Annotated in this window: 15 protein-coding genes; 6 read left to right on the top strand and 9 right to left on the bottom strand. The window is 34.0% G+C overall.

All coding sequences use genetic code 11. The features are described from left to right. Positions 1-7: 7 nt before the first annotated feature. From R6X41_RS08900 to R6X41_RS08915, 4 genes are all read right to left on the bottom strand, one after another. Positions 8-1,510 (bottom strand): DUF1254 domain-containing protein, encoded by a 1,503-nt coding sequence (locus R6X41_RS08900; protein ID WP_318499410.1) that lies wholly within the window; start codon positions 1,508-1,510, stop codon positions 8-10. A gap of 87 nt (positions 1,511-1,597) precedes the next feature. Then, complete coding sequence (locus R6X41_RS08905; RefSeq protein WP_318499412.1) at positions 1,598-3,121, bottom strand: DUF1254 domain-containing protein; 1,524 nt, start codon at positions 3,119-3,121, stop codon at positions 1,598-1,600. A gap of 158 nt (positions 3,122-3,279) precedes the next feature. Then, entirely contained in the window at positions 3,280-3,816 is a 537-nt protein-coding gene (locus R6X41_RS08910) for an HdeD family acid-resistance protein (protein ID WP_318499414.1), read from the bottom strand. Between the two features lie 120 nt (positions 3,817-3,936). Beyond that, entirely contained in the window at positions 3,937-5,526 is a 1,590-nt protein-coding gene (locus R6X41_RS08915; protein WP_318499416.1) for a DUF1254 domain-containing protein, read from the bottom strand. 820 nt (positions 5,527-6,346) lie between these two features. Here R6X41_RS08915 and R6X41_RS08920 point away from each other — a divergent pair. The 5 genes from R6X41_RS08920 to R6X41_RS08940 all read left to right on the top strand — a co-directional run bounded on the left by R6X41_RS08920 (position 6,347) and on the right by R6X41_RS08940 (position 14,849). Then, complete coding sequence (locus tag R6X41_RS08920) at positions 6,347-8,713, top strand: arylsulfatase (RefSeq protein ID WP_318499418.1); 2,367 nt, start codon at positions 6,347-6,349, stop codon at positions 8,711-8,713. A 948-nt stretch (positions 8,714-9,661) separates the two neighbouring features. Beyond that, positions 9,662-10,159 (top strand): nuclear transport factor 2 family protein, encoded by a 498-nt coding sequence (locus R6X41_RS08925; RefSeq protein WP_318499420.1) that lies wholly within the window; start codon positions 9,662-9,664, stop codon positions 10,157-10,159. Positions 10,160-10,177: 18 nt separating this feature from the next. Beyond that, positions 10,178-10,681, top strand: a complete 504-nt coding sequence (locus R6X41_RS08930; RefSeq protein WP_318499422.1) for a glycine zipper domain-containing protein — start codon at positions 10,178-10,180, stop codon at positions 10,679-10,681. 763 nt (positions 10,682-11,444) lie between these two features. After that, positions 11,445-13,082: a tetratricopeptide repeat protein gene (locus R6X41_RS08935; RefSeq protein WP_318499423.1), complete on the top strand. Its 1,638-nt coding sequence runs from the start codon at positions 11,445-11,447 to the stop codon at positions 13,080-13,082. Between the two features lie 564 nt (positions 13,083-13,646). Next, positions 13,647-14,849, top strand: coding sequence for a BamA/TamA family outer membrane protein (locus R6X41_RS08940; protein ID WP_318499425.1), 1,203 nt, complete (start codon positions 13,647-13,649; stop codon positions 14,847-14,849). 101 nt (positions 14,850-14,950) lie between these two features. Here the strand turns inward: R6X41_RS08940 and R6X41_RS08945 are convergent, their stop codons facing one another. Further along, positions 14,951-15,805 carry a hypothetical protein gene (locus R6X41_RS08945; protein WP_318499427.1) on the bottom strand — a complete coding sequence of 285 codons (855 nt, stop codon included), beginning with the start codon at positions 15,803-15,805 and terminating at the stop codon, positions 14,951-14,953. 12 nt (positions 15,806-15,817) lie between these two features. Continuing rightward, positions 15,818-17,215: a glutamate decarboxylase gene (gad, locus tag R6X41_RS08950; RefSeq protein WP_318499429.1), complete on the bottom strand. Its 1,398-nt coding sequence runs from the start codon at positions 17,213-17,215 to the stop codon at positions 15,818-15,820. A 482-nt stretch (positions 17,216-17,697) separates the two neighbouring features. Here gad and R6X41_RS08955 point away from each other — a divergent pair, with 482 nt between their 5' ends. After that, the gene (locus R6X41_RS08955; protein ID WP_318499431.1) at positions 17,698-18,117 is read left to right on the top strand and encodes a DUF2147 domain-containing protein; all 420 of its coding nucleotides are present in this window, start codon (positions 17,698-17,700) and stop codon (positions 18,115-18,117) included. Positions 18,118-18,250: 133 nt separating this feature from the next. Here the strand turns inward: R6X41_RS08955 and R6X41_RS08960 are convergent, their stop codons facing one another. From R6X41_RS08960 to R6X41_RS08970, 3 genes are all read right to left on the bottom strand, one after another. Continuing rightward, positions 18,251-19,948, bottom strand: a complete 1,698-nt coding sequence (locus R6X41_RS08960; protein WP_318499433.1) for an alkaline phosphatase D family protein — start codon at positions 19,946-19,948, stop codon at positions 18,251-18,253. A 350-nt stretch (positions 19,949-20,298) separates the two neighbouring features. Then, complete coding sequence (locus R6X41_RS08965) at positions 20,299-21,066, bottom strand: patatin-like phospholipase family protein (RefSeq protein WP_318499435.1); 768 nt, start codon at positions 21,064-21,066, stop codon at positions 20,299-20,301. Positions 21,067-21,169: 103 nt separating this feature from the next. Next, the gene (locus tag R6X41_RS08970; RefSeq protein WP_318499437.1) at positions 21,170-21,400 is read right to left on the bottom strand and encodes a DUF308 domain-containing protein; all 231 of its coding nucleotides are present in this window, start codon (positions 21,398-21,400) and stop codon (positions 21,170-21,172) included. Positions 21,401-21,564: the final 164 nt, after the last annotated feature.

A 21,564-nucleotide genomic window follows, 5' to 3' on the forward strand; every position in this document is an offset into this window, starting at 1 on the left:
AAATTTATTATTTTTTTACTAATTCAATTTCACTTGGTCTCCATGTTTTGTTTATCCATGGTTCTAGTGGTCCGTACATACGTAAAATACTAAACCAACTTTTCCCTGGAAGTGTTTGCAACCAGTTATTTTCTTTTCCAGCTGGTGCTTTTGGTCCGAAATACAGATCGTAAGATCCGTCTTTATTTTTTTCGAATCCCTTAGATTGACTTCCTGCTGTTGGGAATGGCTGATCTGTTTGTAATAACGAGCGTGTTTGCGTATCGTAAATCGTTACGGCCCAAAAGTCGTTTACAGGAACATTTGGAGGCAAATGTAACTTGTATGTTTTAGAGCCATCAAAAGATTTCTTATCTGCATCTAAATATGCAATGGCATAATCAGATCCTGACCCTGCGCGTGTCATTGCCATAGCTGGTGTAACTCCAGTTGCATTGTATAAAAAGATGACACGTGCATCTAAATTCATTGCTCCGTCTGCTTCAAAAGAAGTATTCTTATTTGCATAACCCATAGTCCAAGAACTATTTGTATCTGGATAAATGTACACACCATCTATACGTGGCTTGTAAGTAATTGCTCTTGCTGAAGCCGCTCCAATTACAGCCGCTTCATTTAGTAATTTCGTCATCCTTGCATCAGGAGCAAAAGGCTTTCCTTTCACTATTCCGATAGACGCCAATAAACCTCTAGCTTCAGAGTCAATAGCATCGATAGGTTCTACTTGCACTAATGTATTAAGGTCTTCATAGAAACTAACATCATTATGAACCAGGGTACTATATTTTTTTCCTGAAAAGTTAACAAACTTAGTTGCTGGTGGATTATCGGCCTTAGATAACGGATAAATCTTAAGGTTTGACTTTATATTTTCAACAGCTTTAGGTAATCCATCTTTAATAGAGGCACGTAAAAACATTAAATTATTATACGTATCAGTCTTAATTACAAAATAACCTTCTGGTACTTCTCCGGTGTAACCTGGAGGTAACCATAAATACTTTCCACCTTTACCTTTATCTGGGCCTATAACACCCATATTGCTTATAAATCTAAACCAAGCATCGTCAATAAAACCTAACATTCCAGGTGGCAATTCTACAACTAATGGACCTTCCTTAAGATCGATATACGTTAGAGCATACATTGTAGATGTATTTCCTGTTAAATATAAAGACTCCGATTTAAGTAAGTCTTCGGTAATAGATACTGTGTTACTGGTTGCTCCGATGCTAGCATTCCCTTTACGCATAGCGTTAAGCGACCCAGAACCCTGATTATCAAGAAAGACTTGAACTGCACGCATACGGTCAAGATTATCGTATACCGTTTCTACTGTTGCATCTGTTGGCACACCATCGAAAAATTCTAATTTCCCAATAGGAGTTTCTACCTCATTAGCTATGCCAATTACTTTCAAATCAATATCTGAAGGTGATTGCGCATAACTTGGCAATGTAACAAAAGCCCCAATAAGTGCAATTGTTAGATAATTAAAAGTTTTTTTCATCATCATTTTAATTTAAGTTAGTTATTTGTAAAAAAGTACTGGCAACCGTAACAAAGTATACCAGTACTTTAAAAAATCTCTCATTTATTATTTTACTAATTCAACTTCACCTGGTTTCCATGTTTTGTTAATCCATGGCTCCAATGGTCCGTACATACGTAAGATGTTAAACCAACTTTTTCCTGGAACAGTTTCTAACCAATTGTTTTCTTTCCCAGCTGGTGCTTTTGGTCCAAAATACAGATCGTAAGACCCGTCTTTATTTTTTTCAAATCCTTTTGTTTGACTTCCTTTTGTTGGAAATAACTGACTTGTTTGCAACTGACAACGTGTTTGAGTGTCGTAAATCGTTACAGCCCAGAAATCGTTTACAGGAACATTTGGAGGTAAATGCAATTTATAAGTCTTCGCACCATCAAATGGTTTATCGTTATTATCTAATGTACCAATTGCATAATCAGAACCAGCACCTGCATGTGTTACAGCCATTGCTGGCGTTACACCACCTGCATTGAAGTAGAAAAATGTACGTGCATCTAAATCCATAATACCGTCTGCTTCAAACGAGGTATTTTTGTTAGCATACCCCATATCCCAATTCATACCACTACCTGGATAGATTTCTACACCCTCAATACGAGGCGCATAGGTAATTGCACGACCTGCAGCATTACCTAAGGTTGCAGCTTCTGTAAGTAATTTTGTCATTCTTGCATCTGGAGCAAATGGCTTTCCATTTACAATACCAATAGCAGCTAACTCTCCACGAATTTCAGCATCGATAGCATCTTCTGGTTCACCTTGAACAATCGTGTTTAACATATTATAATACTCTAAAGTACTTGGAAAAATAGTCTGGAACGAGCGACCTGACATGTTTACCAATTCGGTAGGTGCAGGATTCGCTTTATCTTTTAAAGGATATACTCTTAATCCTTTTTTGAAATTATCTGTTGCAGCCTCTAATCCTTTAGCGATTGAACCTCTCAAGAAAATAAAGTTTCTGTGTGTTTTAGGTTTTAAGATAAAATATCCTTCAGGAATTTCACCAGTATATCCAGGAGGAATCACAAGATAGTCCCCTCCTTTACCTTTATCTGGACCTACAACACCCATATTTCCAACAAAACGTTGCCAAGCATCGTCCATAAAACCAAGCATTCCTGGAGGCAATTGGATAACTGTTGGGCCATCTTTTGCTAAATCTGTCCAGAAATACGCGTACATAGTAGACGTATTAGACGTAATTACAGGCGTACGAGAATCCATTAACTGCTCCCAAATGGCAATTTTATTAGGTGCATCGGCACCTTGTTCTGCCAAAGCATATTGAAGACTATAAATAGATACAGCCCCAATATTATCAAGAAAAACATCTACTCCGCGAGCACGGTCAAGATAATCGTATACCAATTCGCTAGTATTCCCTACAGGTACACCATCGAAAAATTCCAGTCTACCAGCAACTGTTTCAACTTTGTCTGGCATAGATGCAGCTTCTGTTTTCTCTGCTTCACTTAACTTACTATAATCAGTTTGCGCATAACTTGGCAATGTAGCAAATGCCCCAATAAGTGCGATTGCGAAATAACTTAATGGTTTTTTAATCATAATTTTCAGTTTTAAAAATGGTTTTGTTTATTAAACTTTATCTATAAATTGTTCACCTCCCTAGATTTGATTGGTCATAGAACTTTAATTAAAAAAATAAAGCTTTTATGAATCTTAAATTTCAGCGCCTTTTTGAAATGAACTACTTATTTCATTCATTATTTTTTAGCATTCTTTAATTGAAAAGCCATTGAAATATTAGCCAATCCGAATAATAAAATACCACAGCCCATCCAGAATGTAATAGCAAATACACCTGCAAATAGGTTATTCATAATAACGTAACCGACAAATACAGTAAGTGCCCCACCTAGTAATGTAATCCACCAGTTACTATTTCCTAATTTTTTTAATCCAAATGAACCTGCAAACAGCATAACGCCATAAAAGATCATCCAGAAACCAATAATAAAAGGGAATGTTGTTGCTGTAATTGCTGGATTAGAAAGCAATATAGAAGCTAATAAAATATCTATAATACCTTCTGCTAGTCTCCAGCCCCATTGATCGTCCCAATGGCGATTAGATATTGCGGCAAAGGTTATTGAAACCCCTGTTACCATAAGTGCAATACCAATATATAATGCCAAACCTACTAAGGCTTCTGCAGGATGATTAAAAGTAAAAAATGCAAGTGCTATTAAAACAATGCCTTTAAGAAGTGTAAGCCACCAATATTTTGTTTGATTATTCATGTTAAAATTATTTTAAATAAAAAAGAGGAGAAACTAATCTGTGTATGAATATTCCAATACGCAGAATAGCCCTCCTCATTTAGTAAAATTTCAGAAACTATTTATTAAAAAATTGGTTTGTTATTTAACCAATTCAATTTCGCTAGGTCTCCAAGTTTTGTCTAACCAAGGCTCAAGAGGCCCGTACATTCTTAATACAGTAAACCAACTTTTACCAGGAATGGTTTGTAACCAGTTATTTTCAAACCCTTTAGGCGCTTCAGGAGCAAAATACACATCCATAGAACCATCAGCATTTAATTTAAATCCTTCAGTTTGGCTACCTACACTAGGTCTTGCTTGATCTGTTTGTAATTGAGATCGTGTTTGAGTGTCATACAAGGTAAATGCCCAGAAGTTATTAACTGGTACATTTGCAGGTAAATGTACTTTATAGGTTTTAGCACCATCCATGGCTTTTTTATCCGCATCTACAAAAGCAACTCCGTAATCAGATCCTTTTCCAGGGAATGAAACTGCCATAGCAGGTGTTACTACAGTATAGCAATAGTAGAAGAAATCTCTAGCATCACTATTCATAGTCATTTTATCTTTACCATTAAAGAATACATTTTTATCTAAGAATCCCATCATCCAAGAACTATTTGTATCTGGATAAATTTGAACTCCTTTCATATTATCAACACTTCCGCTTGTTCTTGGGTACCACACGATAGCACGTACAGTAGCATTCCCAATAGCAACAGCATCCGTTAGAATTTTTTTCATTCTAGCATCTGGAGCAAATGGTTTTCCTTTTTCAATACCAATAGAAGCAAATAGACCTCTTGTTTCAGGGTCTAACATGGCTAAGGGCTCTTCTTGAATGGTTTTGTTAACCTCTTCATAGAAAGAATAATCGTTATGGTGAATGGTATTGAATGGTGTGTTAGATCCATTTACAAAATTCATTGCGGGAGGATTAGAAGCCATAGATAACGGATATACTTTTACCGTTTCTTTAGCTAAAGCTACAGCTTTCTCTAAACCATCAGCAATACCTACACGCATAAAATTCCATACTTTATAAGTTGGCGAATGCACTACGTAGTAACCTGAAGGAATATCACCTTCGTATCCTGGAGGCAACACCAACCATTTTCCACCTTTACCTTTGTCTGGTCCAAAAACACCGATATCACTAATATACTCAAACCAAGCAGAGTTAAAACCACCTAATAACCCTGGAGGAGCTTCAACAACCATTGGTCCGTTTGCTTTTAAATCTAACGATGGAATAACATATAAAGTAGACGTATTTCCTGTTAGGAACGTTTCTTTAGAATCCATCAATTCTTCAAAAATTAAAATATCATTGAATTTTACGTTCGCACCAATAGTTTTTGGACCTTCCATTAATTCTCTAACAGATGCACCCTGAATACCTTTTAAAAAGGCATCGACACCTCTTGAACGGTCTAAGTTATCATACACTAATTGTACGGTTTCCTCTGATGGCGTACCATCGAAAAAATTTAAAGTTCCAATAGATGTATCTACTACATCTGGTGTTAATATTCCTTTAGGAATATCGGTTGTTTGCGTGTACGTGCCAACTGCAGGTTCTTCCATAGGGGATTCTGCTTTAGCAGGAGTATCTTCCTTTTTGGTTTCCTGACAACTAAAAAAAGCTGAAAGGACAACTCCAGTAATTAGTAATTTGTAATTCATAAGTTTTTGTTTACAGTATTAAATTTAATAATTATATATAAAAACACCAACAAGAACAAAAATCATGTAGGGCTTTAAATATCACTTTCAAAAAAGCACGGTTTATGCTTTACTAATTCAATTCACTTGGCCTCCAAGTGTCGTCCATACAAGATTTAAAATAGAACATTAAAACATCTGTGAATTCCATAAAAACAACACCATCAGCCTTATAAAAACATATATAGGACCTACGAATCGTATTAATTATAATAGTTCACAAAAAAAAATTACATATTCTAATTACTTAATAGCACGCTAATTTGCATTACAAATGTATTCATTTACACGTGAAAATTCTAAAAAAAATAATTATTAAGAAGTAAGTCAGATGTAATTATTGTTGACTAATAAATAATTTTTAAAACCGATTTTTTTTTCAGATTCATTTTGCAGAAGCGACTTTAATTCATTAAAATTTTACAATTCGTTATTTTATATGAAGCAGAAGAAGGTTGAATTATTTAAATATAAAACAAACATATACTACGTTATTAAAGGACAATTCAGACCATAGCATCCTAAATTAAGACTAAAAATTTTTATGCCCGTATCGCACCTAATCACTATCGCATATTATTTTTTGTCTGATCTTTTTGAATGCTACCGATATAAAACGAACTCAAAAAACAAGAAATTAGAACTTAAAAACACCTCAATTAAAACCAAAACCAACATCCATTTAACGGTTAAATAACCAAGTTTAATTGACAGAACAAGACCTTATAATTATATTATAGTATCTTGTAATAAAACTAACATAAAAACCAACATGATGAAAATGTTTTATTATATAGGCTTAGTTGCGCTTTTCCTTTTTGGAAATATTGAGCACACACTAGCGCAACAAGTACTACCATTCCCTCCCACGCCTTCGGCTAGTGAGGCTGGCCCAACTATGCAAACCTCCACATACAAGAAAAGGGTAGATCCAAAACGTCTTCCTGATGATGCACCTAATATTTTAATTATTTTAATTGATGATGTTGGTCCTGCAACACCTTCTACCTACGGTGGAGAAATAAACACACCAAACTTAAGTCGTATAGCAGATCTTGGTATCGGTTATAACAGGTTTCACTCTACAGCCATGTGTTCACCTACGCGAGCTTCATTACTTACGGGAAGAAATCATACGGGCGTTGCAAATGGTCAGATTGCTGAGATTGCAAATGATTGGGCAGGTTTTAGCGGAACAATTCCAAAAACATCTGCAACCATAGCCGAAGTTTTAAAAAATTATGGTTACAATACGAGTGCTTTCGGAAAATGGCATAATACACCGGCAGAACAAACCACTTCTAAAGGCCCATTTGAATACTGGCCAGCAGGTTATGGTTTTGAGTATTTTTATGGATTCCTTGCTGGAGAAGCGTCACAATACGAACCACAAATGGTACGTAATACAACGCCGGTAAAACATCCTGAAACAACCCAAGGTCATGACGAATATCACCTGACTGAAGATATTACAGACGATGCTATACTTTGGTTAAGAGAACAGCAAGCTTTTGCTCCAGACAAACCATTCTTTATGTATTGGGCGCCTGGTGCAGTACATGGCCCACATCAGGTTAATGCCAGATGGGCAGATAAATACAAAGGTAAATTTGACGACGGTTGGGATGCCTATAGAGAACGCGCATTTAAAAGACAGAAAGAATTAGGATGGATTCCTCAAGACACTAAATTGACTGCCCGTAATGAAACCATGACAGCTTGGAAAGACATTCCAGAATCTCAAAGACCATTTCAAATACGGTTGATGGAACTTTTTGCTGGATTTGCTGAACATACAGATTATAATGTAGGTTTAATTTTTGATGAGTTAGAAGCACAAGGAAGATTTGATAACACCATAGTGTTTTACATATGGGGTGACAATGGTTCGTCTGCAGAAGGACAAGATGGCTCTATTAGTGAACTGCTAGCTCAGAACGGAATTCCTACTACTGTAGATCAACAAATTGAAGCTTTGAATAAACTTGGAGGTTTAGATGTATTAGGAACAGCAAAAACAGACAATATGTATAATGCAGGTTGGGCTTGGGCTGGATCTACACCGTACAAATCAACAAAATTAATTGCAGCTCACTTTGGTGGTACGCGTCAGCCAATGGCTATTTCTTGGCCTAAAAAAATAAAGCATGATAATACACCAAGACCACAGTTTCACCATGTGATTGATATTGTTCCTACAATTTATGAAATTACAAATATCACCCCTCCTTTACAGGTAAATGGGTTTGCACAAGACCCTATTGATGGGGTAAGTATGGAATATACCTTTGCCGATCCATTAGCAAAAGGGACCCGAAATGTTCAATTTTTCGATATTATGGGTAGCCGTGGTGTATATTACGATGGTTGGTTTGCTTCTGCTTTCGGGATTAGATCTCCTTGGTTACCAGGTCTTCCTGCAGGTGCCGCGAGTTGGAATCCAGAAAATGACACTTGGGAACTTTATAATATTGATGAAGACTGGAGTCAGGCAAATGATTTGTCTAAAAAAATGCCAGAGAAATTGCAATCAATGAAAGATTTATTCCTTGTTGAGTCTGCTAAATATAAAAACCTTCCAATTGGTGGAGGGCTTTGGTCTGCTATTTATCACCCAGAAGATGCACCTTCAACACCATATACAGAATGGACGTTTAGTGGTCCTATTACACGTATGCCAGAATTTACGGCACCTAAATTAGGGAAGTTTGACAATAATGTGAGTTTAAATATAAATGTGCCAGAAAATGCTAGTGGTGTGCTGTATTCTCTTGGAGGTTTTTCAGGAGGACTTACTTGCTATGTATTAGATGGTTACTTATGTTATGAATATAACTTGTTTGAAATTGAAAGAACGAAATTAAAATCTAAAGCAAAATTACCACTAGGTGATGTTAAAATAGAAGTGGTTTCAAGAATCGTTTCTCCTAAACGTGGTGCGCCATTAGATGTTACACTTAAAGTTGATGGAAAAGAAGTTGCTCAAGGTCAAGTGCCAATAACAGCTGCATTTACATTTACTGCAAACGACTGTCTTGACTTTGGTAGTGATTTAGGTTCTCCAGTATCTACAGATTATTTTGATATTGCACCATTTCCTTTTAATGGAACACTAGGTATTTCAAAAATTTGGTATCCTGAAAAGTAAAATAAACCACTAAACTCTTATTTTAAATAGAGATCTCGGTAATTAATACATGCCTGAAAATAATATTTTTAGGCATGTATTTTGTTTAAACATACTGACAATTAAAACTCTAGAAAGCATAAATCAAACGATAAACACTTCTGGGCTAATTATAAAATTTTGAATACATATTAAATAAAAAGTCTTTTTTGGATATTCGTTTTTGGCAATATTTATGCATTATTTGGTCAGTCGGTAGATAAACAGGCTTGAGAAGATTATGCTCTGAACTATGCTTTTTAATTTAAAAGCGAATTAGGAACTGCCTATTGGAATTCCTTAAATAATTTGATAACCATTGAAAAAGCTTTAAACAAAAGGATTGAATTTAATTTTTCTGGCTTTGTTTCTTACAAGAATCAATCGTCAACCTAAAATACTTTGGAAATACGATCCGTTATAGGGTTTAGATACCATTATAAACTATAAAAAAACGACCGCTTAGAACATTAGTGCGTTTTGAAAATAGACATATTGAAGACCTTGATCACCATACCTGGATCACAACAAATCGTATAAGAATTCGTCCAGAATGGCTTACGCATCCATAAAAAGCTAAATAATCATGAGGATAAAGTTTGGTATATTATTGCTGATGCAGAGTATTTCATCAATATAAATGGAAGTACAGAAGACACCTTTGATGATCTAGCACAGCTAAGAGCAGGTATAGGTTTTAGGTTTAATTATGCCTACCGAGCTGAATTGATATATAATACAATTTTCTAAAAATTCTGTTGATGAGCAAATAAACCAATCGGCACACATATTAAATTTTAGGCTTAAGCAGTATGTAAAGCGAAAGAATCATAAAAATAAACAAATTCGTGAAAACTCTTTATAATCTATTAAAGAATTTATATTACTTTTAAAATCCGAAAACATTTCATAAATAAAAACCAACTAAAAATGAAAAAATTAATCAGTACCTTATTTCTTATACTCATAGTAATGAGTTGTTCTACTAAAAAAGATAATTCTGAAAAGAATGTTGCAATAATTGAAAACTATATTCAAGCTGTAGAAGATTTGGATTACGAAACAATGTCTGCTTTGCTAGATGATGAATACATAGGTATAGGTCCTTCTTATGGAGACACTATTAGAAAAACTAATGCGGTAAAAAACTGGAAATGGAATGCAGAAAACTTATACGATAGTATTGACTACACAGAATCTAAAAGCGCACCTATAGTTATCTCTACTGGTAAGAATCAAGGCGAATGGGTTTCTAACTGGGCTCAGACTAATATTACTTACAAAAACAACAATGAAACAGTAATAATATGGTCTAACTCTATCTACCAAATTGTGAATGACAAAATCGTAAAAAGTTATACGTTTTATAACGAAGCAGATGCTTTAGAACAATTAGGTTATACGTTTATAAACTTTAATGATTTTTAATAGATTAAAATTAACACAATGATAAAAAATATATTTTCACTTATAGTTGTATTACTATTTACGAATACTTTATTAGCTCAATCCTCAGCAAATTCATCCATTGCTTCTGGTTTAGGATTGTATGTTTTTCCTTCAAACAATCAGAGTCAAGAAACTCAAAATACCGATGAAACAGCTTGCTACTCTTGGGCCAAACAACAAACAGGATACGACCCTATGAATCCTACATTATATGTACCTGCTCAAGCAAGCACGTCTCCAGACGGTACTGCTCTTGTTGGAAGTGCTGTTGGTGCGGGTGCGGGAGCTGCAATTGGAGCCATAGCAGGAAATGCTGGTGAAGGCGCTGCAATTGGTGCGGTTTTAGGTGCGCTTAGAGGTCGAAGAGCGAAAGTGGAGGGCGATCAAGCACAACAACAACAAAACAATCAAGCCGCAGCACAAGCAACAGCCAACGCTAAAAGCGATTATAGCAAAGCTTTTTCTGCTTGTATGGACGGTAAAGGTTATACTGTAAAATAAAGCTTAATCACCCTGCTTTTACTATTTAATATTTGTAAATTACATAAGCCATTTCGTTTATATTAAAAACCCATAACTGTCGTGTTATGGGTTTTTTATTTACTTTGTATTGCTAAGGTTTCTAGTTCTGAAATCAAACCTGTACTAAACATTAATATATGTTCATTTTTTTCATTGATTAATGGATCCTTCGACTTCGCTCTGGATAGACTAAGCAAAAAAAATCTAGGCTTACAAACTTTTATCTAAATTTTCGATAGGCCCAACAAAAAACAAAATTCAACTTATATAGAAAAAGTATCTACCTAAGCACAAGTAATTCCATAAAGTCAACAGCGGTACATCTCTTTAGAACGCTACTGTAATGACAACCTAAATTTTTCAGCAACAACTAACAAACAATTTTTAAATACTATTAATGTATATCCGTATTAACTCATAATAGTTATTAGTTTCAGTTTGATCAGAGTCGAAAGCTATTACATACCATCTCGACGCCGCTCGATTTGACATTAAGTTAATTAAAACACTACATCATGACACTTAGCGGACATGCAATCCCATTAAAATTTAAGAATAAACGCGATTTTAATCTTCTGCTTAACTTATGTTAATTTCAATTCAAAAAGTTAATTCGTAAAAATCTGTTCCGTTTTAAATCACTTTTTATTATTTTCGTTTAACATCAAGTCATTTTTACGATATAACCTCCCCAAAAACGTATATTTTTTTTAGTGACTTTAACCTGTTTTTTCAAAGCTGAATGCCTACAAAACCATTAAAAAAAGAAGAACAACCTACAATTACAAACGAAGAAATTCTGGATGAATTAAATAAGATTATTTCTAATCCTTCACTTTTAAAATCTCCTGTTCTTACTAACTTTCTATGTTTTATTGTTAATGAAACTCTAGAAAACCATTCTAATATATTAAAAGAATATACCATTGGAGTTAATGCTCTTGGAAAGCCTGAAGACTTTAACCCGCAAATTGATGCTATTGTTAGAATTCATGCAGGTAGACTTAGACGGGTATTAAACAAATATTATTTACACGACGGAAAATCAGATGTAATAAGAATAGAACTTATTAAAGGGACGTATATACCCGTATTTAGAATTCAAAAAATTAATGATGCAACTAAAGTAATACCAACCCAAAACAATCCCGTTCAACACTCAAGGTCTCGACTTACTCTTGCAGTACTACCCTTTCGTAATTTGTGTCCGGACAATACATTTTTATTTTTTATTGATGGTTTTGGAGAAGAGCTTACACGTATATTTAGTACCAGTCAAAATATTGCAGTAGTCGCACACCATTCCACCTTAAAATACGCAAATACTTTAACCGACTTAAGAACAATAGGTTCCGATCTTGGGGTTCACTATCTCATAACAGGATCAGTTAGGCGGACTTCTAAAGAAATTAGAGTAAGTGTAGGACTTGTAGAAACATTTAAAGGCACACAAGTTTGGTCTAAAAATTACATCCATACGCCTCACATTGATAAAGACATGGAAATTCAGGATCAAATTAATTACGATGTTTTTTCTATTTTAAGTGGTCTCTATGGTATTATTATTACAGACACGATGGATACCGCTTTCCAAAAAGACAAAAAATTAGATTTAGAATCTTTTGATGCTATTTTATGGAACTATTACGCCCAAAGAACCCATTCTTTAGAGGATTGTAAAATGGCACAGATCTCTTTAGAGAAATGCCATAAAAAAAATCCCAATAATGTAATGTGCTTAACCGTTCTGGGGAGTTTATATCTGGATTTTTACAGCTTAGGTTATCCTAATATAGAAGACCCCGTAAATAAAGCATTCGAGCTCATTAATAAAGCTACAAAAATTGCTCCTCAATTTCAATACGCTCAGGTAATCTTGGGATGGGTAAATATTTATCTAGGCAAAAAAGAAAAAGCCTTAAAAGCGTTCGATTATAGTTTGGAATTAGCAACTCCATCGGCTTCAGACAAAGGAACTTTGGGATTTGGATTAGTTTGTGCAGGCAAATACAATCAAGGTTTTAGTTTACTAAAACAATCCGTAGACTTTAATCCGCATTGCCCTTGGTGGTACCATATGGGTTTTTTCTGTATTCACTATAAAAACGGCGATTATGAAAAGGCACTTTCGTACACTAAAAAAATGAATGTTTCAGAAGATGTTGTTTTTCTACCATTGCTAAAATTAGCTGTTATGGGACAATTAGAAATGTTCGTAGAAGCGAAAGCTGAAATTGATATCCTTAATAATAAGTTTAACCATATTGTTAGTAATTTAAAGAACCATTTAGATAGCTTTTTATTAGACAACAATCTGGTCGACAACATTATAATTGGAGCTAGAAAAGCGGGGCTTACTACCATATATAATATCGCCTAAACAATAAATATTCACAACACTTAACGGTTAAATAACGGAACAAAACGTTACATGTATACTCGTGAGATCTATTTAAATAGTAAAAAATAAAATTCCTATTCATAGAATATTTCTCAGTTTTAAATTAAAAACCGGGTTTTAATTTTGGATATAGAAAACGTTTAATACATATTATAATTAACACCGAATTGACATACTAAAACAAAACAACAAATCTGACACAATTAGCTTATTTTAAACTATTTACAACACATACTAAACAGTATATTTCTAATACAATAACACTCTTTTTGTTTTAGAAATTTTAAATTTTTTATGAAGTAATCCCTACGCTGTTTATAATAACATTTACACTTTCGTTAAAAGGAAATCCTAAAAACAGTATCACAGCTAGACCAAAAAAGTTAAAGGATTCACAAATAATTACCATCGTCTTACTTATTTAATTAATTGATGTCTTTTTTAAACACCAATACAAATAGTTTTTTTTGTAATTTCACACTCGAAAACTGCAATCCAATTCAACAGCTGAAGTGACTTGCTTTTATAAAACTAAAACCAATTATGATAACATCGCTTCTTAATAGCTATTCTAGAGCATTTGTTTTTCTACTCATTTTTTCAATATTAGCCCCAACATCATACGGTCAAACAGAGACAAAAGAGGAGAAACCTAAAAAAGAGAAATTTAGTTTCAAAATGCTTAAAGACCCTCAGGACGGGATGTTTGATTTAAGTGATCTTTTAATAGAGCATCATGGTTTTATTCCAGTGCCTCAAATCATTACTGAGAAATCGCTTGGTGGTTTTGGATTTATGTTAGCACCTATTTTCATTGAACCTAATAAAATTAAAGAACAGGATGGTAAACCAGTAGCTCCAAACATCACTGGAGGATTTGCAGGTTATACCGCCAATCAAACTTGGGGCGTTGGTGCTTTTCGAAAAGCATCTTTACCAGAATATCATTTAAAATATACTGCTGGTGCCGTGTATGCCAATGTTAACATGGATTTTTATAGAACACTTCCTATTGTTGGCGAACAAACCTTCGATTTTAATTTTAGAATTGCAGGAGCCTACCTTTCTGTTTTAAGACAAATTGCTAAAACCGAATTATATCTTGGTTTAGAATACTTTTTTGGACATAATGAAATTAAGCCTAATTTTGAGAATGATAGAGTAGCCGATTTCGTAAAAGACAAGGATTACAGCAGTAATATAGGAAGTTTAGGTCTTGATTTAGAATTTGATAAACGAGACAATATGTTTACGCCTAATTATGGTTGGTACATCACGTCTGAATTTCGTGTAAATGCAAATTGGACTGGAAGTGATTATAATTTTCAGAATTTTAATGCCGACTTCATTAAGTATTTTCAATTCACCCCAAAATGGGTTAGTGGTTTTCGTTTAGATAACCAATTTCAGTTTGGAGATGCTCCTTTTTATTTAAAACCATCGATTCAAGTAAGAGGTGTGCCTATGGCAAAATACCAAGGAGATCAAGTATATTCGTTGATGACAGAACAACGTTACGACTTTGTTGAAAGATGGAGTGGTATCGCTTTTGGTGGACTTTCTAAAGCACCGACTGAAAAAGTAAACTTTAATGAATCTGACTTAATCGCTAATTACGGTGGAGGATTCCGATATTTAATAGCTCGAAAATTTCAATTAAGAAGTGGTGTAGATGTCGCTTGGACAAATAAAGGCGATTTTGGATGGTATATTGTTTTTGGATGTGCTTGGAATTCTTTCAATTAAACACCTATCTATTTCTATTATATTACCGCAACACCTTGTGTATTTACGTTTTAAATATAAAAAATCTAAAAATAGCATAGGCATTTGTAGCAACACGAGAATTAATCTTTTTCGATTCCCATTTCTGGAAGCATTAATAAGGAACCTACAAAAAAGCAAAACGCACCAATTAGTGTAAAAATAAGGCTCATTTCAACAGAAAAATTGCTAGCACCTCCGTGTGGAACAAACGCAAAGAAAGCAGAAATCATAAAGGCGATACATCCCAAAAGGTTAATAAAAACGACCCACCACGACATGTTTTTTATCTGCCATATCCAATACCGATGTCCGACTTCTATAAAGGCCAGATATCCTGAAACCAGAAAGAGAATAGATCCTGCAAAATCGGGTGTCCAAATCCATAAATCGGACTGTAAATTGTTTAGGTTAGATTTTGTGCCTTCAAAAGTATTGATATTGAAAAGCAAGGTTCCTACAAACTGAAATAGCGCACTTAAAAAACCCAAAGACCACAAATTCAAACCTTTTCTTTCTGTCTGAAAATCTGTCGAATTACTCAGTTTTTTATTTGCAAGAAATACTTGCAACAACTGAAGGAATGCAGCTGTTGTAAAAGGAATTGACCCCAGAAAGAAAACAAAATTAACTTCTGTTGTACTAAGTTTAAAATGCAATGCTATTGCCGGCCATAAACTTAAAACACTTCCTAACATAAACAGGAAGGAGCCCAAGGCAAATATCATACTGATCCACCAATTTAGGGTAGCCACTTTCTTAAAACCATTCCAAAAGGCCTTTCGGACCGATTTAAAATCTTTTAAAAAAGCAGCCTCTAAACCTTTTCTATGGAGCCTAGACTCCCAAGTATGGATTACACCACTAAAATCACTAAATATTAACTTTGTTACAAAAGGACCAAACCCTTCTGTCTTAAGTATTGTTTTATCTTTCAAATCGATACGCTACTAATGTTTAAAACCTGAAGCTTCTTCTTTGCTAAGTGGTACTTGTATCGGGTGTTTTTTAAAGAAATCGACAGCATCTTTAATATCTGTAAATAGAGAGTCTGCTAAATCAAAACTTACACCGTGACGCACAAGAATACGCTGAATTGCAACATCTTCACAATTTGATGGCAGTGAATATGCTGGCACTTGCCAACCTTTAATTCTAAGTCTGTCTGCAAGATCATACAATGTAAATCCTGGATCTGTACCTTCTTTAATCTTCCAACACAATGCTGGGATTCCTGACGCCATGTCTCCATTATAAATAATATCAAACAAGTCTAATTTTTCCAATTCTGCTGAAATGTATTGCGCTGTTCTATAACAAGCTGAATGCACTTTAGCATAACCTTCTTTTCCTAATCTGATAAAATTGTAATATTGTGCAATTACTTGCCCACCGGGACGTGAAAAGTTTAAAGAAATATCTCTCATATTACCTCCTAAATAATTTACCCAAAACACAAGTTCTTCCGGTAAATCAGTTGCTTCACGCCAAATAACCCAGCCCACACCAAGTGGACACAATCCAAATTTATGGCCAGAAGTATTGATTGATTTTACTCTTGGAATTTGAAAATCCCATTCCAATCCTGGGGCACAAAAAGGTGCTAAAAACCCACCACTTGCACCATCAACATGGATAGGAATATCCAGACCCGATTCTTCTTGAAATTTATCTAAAGCCGCAGCGACTTCTTTAACAGGTTCGTATTGACATGTAAATGTAACACCCAAAGTAGGTACTACACCAATAGTATTTTCATCACAACGTTTTAAGACTTCTTCTGGCGTCATTAAATAACGATCTTTATCCATCGGAATTTCACGATGTTCGATATTCCAGTATCGTGCAAATTTGTGCCAACATACCTGAACAGGTCCTGAAATTAAATTCGGCTTGTCAAAAGGTTTACCAGCAGCTTTTTGTTTGGCTTCCCATTTTCTAAGCATTGCCATTCCGCCAAGCATTGCAGCTTCACTAGAACCTACGGTAGAACAACCAGCAGTTTCAGTAGAATTAGGAGAATTCCATAAATCAGCCAACATATGTACACAACGTTTTTCAATCTCAGCAGTTTGAGGATATTCATCCTTATCGACCATATTCTTATCCATACACTCGTCCATTAACTTGTGTACTTCTGGTTCAGACCATGTTTGACAAAAAGTAGCTAAGTTTTGTCGTGAATTACCATCCAGCATTAATTCATCGTGTACAACTTCATAGGCTAATCGGGGATCACTCTCTAAATTTGGCATTTTAAATTTAGGAACCCTACCCTCCATTTCTTCTGTAGCAAATACATCTAAGTTAGACTTGTAATCCGTTGGTTTTTCAGCTTTTTCGCTCATTTATAGTATTGTTTATGACTCGTTAATCTTACTTTACTTAATTGATATAGGCAAGTTACATATTTGTGGAATAAAAAGAACAGATTCAGCAACGGAATCCCTGTGCTATGTCTAAAAAGTTGAGTGTATTTTCTATAATTATTTTATTTTTCAGTTTCAATTAGTCATAAGTCCTCATCAATATAACAATTTACACAACTCATTTACAGGCATTTAATTCCTATCAATTATGAATAACACAAAACGACTATTTCGACATTAAATTACGAGGTAAAAAAAAACATATATAGGATACAAGCTGTTCTATAATAACAAATCATCAGTTTTAGATAACTATCATTAATAAAAAAATAAAAATACACCACAATTATTACGAAGTTAAAAACATTTCTTATTTTAGGCTCATCTAATACAGATTACAAACAACTTAATTATAACGCAACTAAAAGACATTTTCAAACAATTTAAAAGAACTTACACCTATGAAAAATCTATTTTTACTATTAATATTAACCTTTTGTATCTCTGCTAATGCGCAAAGTATTCTTGGGCAATGGGATTCTTACGACGATAAAACCAAAAAAAAAAAGGCACTCATTGAGATTTATAAAACAAACGATATTTATTACGCTAAAATTGTAAGTAAATATATTGGAGAAAAAGATTCAACTTGTGAAAAATGCGAAGGCGCAAAAAAAGACAAGCCAATTGTTGGGTTAGTTATAATTGAAGATCTTAAGAAAGACGGTAAAGAATATAACGACGGAACCATTTTAGATCCAGAAAATGGTGAAGTTTATAGCTGCTATTTAAAATTAGTAGATGATAATAAACTTAAGGTAAGAGGTTATATGGGTGTCGCACTTTTAGGAAGAACTCAGTATTGGATTAGAAAGAAATAACCTCTCTTTAATAATTAATATAACAGCACAAGTATCTCTTTGCTTTTTAAGAGAGCAAGACTAAATCAAAATATAAAAACCGTTACTTTTAGACAATAGAGTAACGGTTTTTTATATACTGTAAGTTTCTTAATTACGAAAATATAGCCGTATGCCCAATTGTGGTTCCATATGATTCTGACAAAATAGTATCGACAAAAATCCAATCCGATTTCACTTCCGATGGTGTAAATGTCGCCATTAAAAATCCGCGTCTAGATGCATCAAAATACTGTAATCCATCGACTAGAACAGTCAGAGCCTGTTCAAAACCAGCAATTATAGCTGGATTGGTATCTCCTAAATAGGTTTCAAAACCAGGAGAACTAATACCCGATGTTGCCAATTCTATTCCTACTTCTGTTCCATTTTGTGAGGTTAAAACATTTTTCCATGCATTATGGGTATCTCCTGCCAATGTGACTATCTTTTTACCATTTAATGCATTGTAAATAATCTCACGATCTACAGGGTAACCATCCCAGGCATCTAAATTATAAGGAATAGCAGCCATTACTCGTGTAATTTCCGCAGTTGTAAGTGTAGGATCTTGTTTAACCATTCTTGTTTTAATAGTTACAAGTTCTGTTAAAGTCTGAACAAAATTTGGACTTCCAAATGCCATTAATAACTCGGCTGGAATATACATATTTCCCATTAAAACTTGTTGCCCTAACACTTGCCATTTAGCCGAATTCCCTTGTAGTTCGTTAACCAACCAATTACGCTGTTCTGCACCCAATAATGAGCGAGAAGGATCGCTTAAAGCAGATTGAAATGCAGCTCCGTCTAAACCTGTCGCCGTATAATAATTAGCTAAATCTAATTGTTTATCACGTCCAATAACACGAGTATCTAACATGATTAAATTTACAAGATTACCTATATTAAAGGTTCTGTATATCACTTCATTATTTCCCTCTGTTAATCTCGAAAATGGTAAAAATTCGCTATAAGCCTGAAGTGCTGCTTGCTTACGTACTTGAAAAGAACCTTCTGTAGCTTCATCATGATTTTCGGCACCTTCCTTATAGGTATCATTCGCTATTTCGTGATCGTCCCAAACACAAATAAATGGTTTTTTCTGATGTGCTAATTGTAATGATTTATCGGATCTATATTGTTTGTATCGTGTTCTGTAATCATCTAAAGACAAAATTTCATGTGCGGGTTCATGTTGCCTGTTTAAGAATGCATTTTCTGCTGAAGCACCATAACCTCCAGCCCCATATTCATAAAAATAATCGCCTAAATGCACAATTATGTCTGCGCTAGAAGTTGCCATAGCATCGTAAGCATTAAATAATCCAGCCTGATAGTTAGAACAAGAGCAAACTGCTAATTTAACTTCTGTAGCTTCTATAGGTAGTGTAATAGTTTCCCCAACAACAGAAATCGCATTATCTAAACTATTTATAAAACGGTAATATAATTTTTGATCGGCATTAAATTCCGCTAATTCTACAGCAATAGTTAAATCTCTTGATAACTCTGTAGTTATTTTCCCTGTTCTTAAGATATTAGAAAAATTTACATCTGAAGATACTTCCCAAATAATTTCGCTGTTTGCAGATGCATAGCGTGTCCAGATAATCACACTTGAATTTGTCGGATCGAAACTTGCAACACCTTCATTGAAGTTTTTAATAGACAAAAGAGATTCGTCATAATCGGTCTGATAATTATCATCGTCATTACTACAACTAATAAAATTAGGAGCTAATATAATCCCTCCTGTAGCTATTAAAGCTTTTTTTAGAAACCCACGTCTACCCGCGCCTTTTGATGCCATAATTGAATTTAATTTTTTTCAAAAATGACGCATTTAAAGTTCTTCGCAGTTAGTTAATCTTTAACTGTATGTTACTTTATGTTTTAAATTAAGTCTTTAAAAAACATCTGTTAACATTAAAATATTATTAATATGCTTTTACACCTTTAAATTCATTGCATAACAAACAACTCAAGATTAGATATAGTATAATTCTGAAATTCAAACTTAATCTTGAACACCTTTTTATAGTGAATGAATTCCCACATGTTTCTTATCTCTTAATTCTGAATTTCTAACACGAAGAAGCCCAGAAAGCATAACTCTCTGGGCTTTTAAACTAATTAATACTAACACCTAAAAATTAGTTCTTATAACATCATTTCCTTTAATTTTATTTTTGCTTCAGTATAACCTAATTGAAAAATTCTATCGACATGAACTTTAGAAAAAACATCGTATTCACCAACCTCTATTGGAGAAATAAGCACATCGCAATCATGAAATTTTGTTTCTATAACTTTAAATCTAGAAATCGTATACGCGCGATTAACTATTGTTTTGGTAGACTTTAAGTCCTTTTTTTTGATTTTTGGAAGCGGATTTACATAAACACCAATAATTTTATCGCAATAGACTTTTAAGGGTTCTATTGGAAAATTATTAGTAACACCTCCATCACATAATAGGCAGTCGTTAAATTCTATAGGAGAAAACACTCCTGGTACTGCTGCAGATGCTATTATAGGTGTGGTTATTTTACCTTCATAAAAAAATCGGGTCTTCCCTTCTACCAAGTCTGTAGTCGCAATAAACATCGGGATTTTTAAACTCTCGAAACTATCTTCCTTAAAATAGGCTTCCAATTGTCTTCCCAGTTTTTTCCCATCTAATAAACCAGGTTTGAATAAAGTATAATTATTAATAGAAAACAATTCAATTTCGGTAAAAAGTTCTAAAATTTTCTGCCAATTATGTCCTGCAGCATACAGAGATCCCACAACAGCGCCTGCACTTGTGCCAGAAATATAATCGGGTGTAATACCTAATTCTTCCATAGCTTTTAAAACGCCAATATGTGCAACACCTCTATAACCTCCTCCAGATAATACGAGTCCTATTTTATTTGATGTTTCCATTCTATAATTTTAATGAAATATATTAATTAAAATATACTTTGATACACCTAAACTTAAAAAAAAATTAGAATCGAAGTTACTTCACTTTTTAAATTTCCTTCTGCTAAGCCACTAATTTTTGATTTGATCTTTTTAAATTAAAAGCCACTGCTATTTGCGTAATTCCTATACATAATATATTAACAGCAGAATAAAAGACAACCGTTAACCCTCCTAATAACGGATTCCAAATCATCATAAATGAGAACAGAATCCCTAGTATAGCATTCGCTAAAACTACACGCCAACCTTTTACTAAAGCTTGTTCTAAGTCTACAGAAAACTCTATTCCCATTATAGAACGACATAACAGTATAAAACCTATATAAATAGGTAAAGACCGTTGCAAGGTCAAATCAATTGAATCTATTATTATATTGAATAACTGTTTGTAAATTAAGTTCTCAAGTCTTATTTTTAGGTTATGAAATTACAGAAAGCCCCAACCTTAGCGGACAG

The organism is Formosa sejongensis (genome assembly GCF_033447105.1).
In the GTDB taxonomy this organism is placed as follows: Bacteria; Bacteroidota; Bacteroidia; order Flavobacteriales; family Flavobacteriaceae; genus Formosa.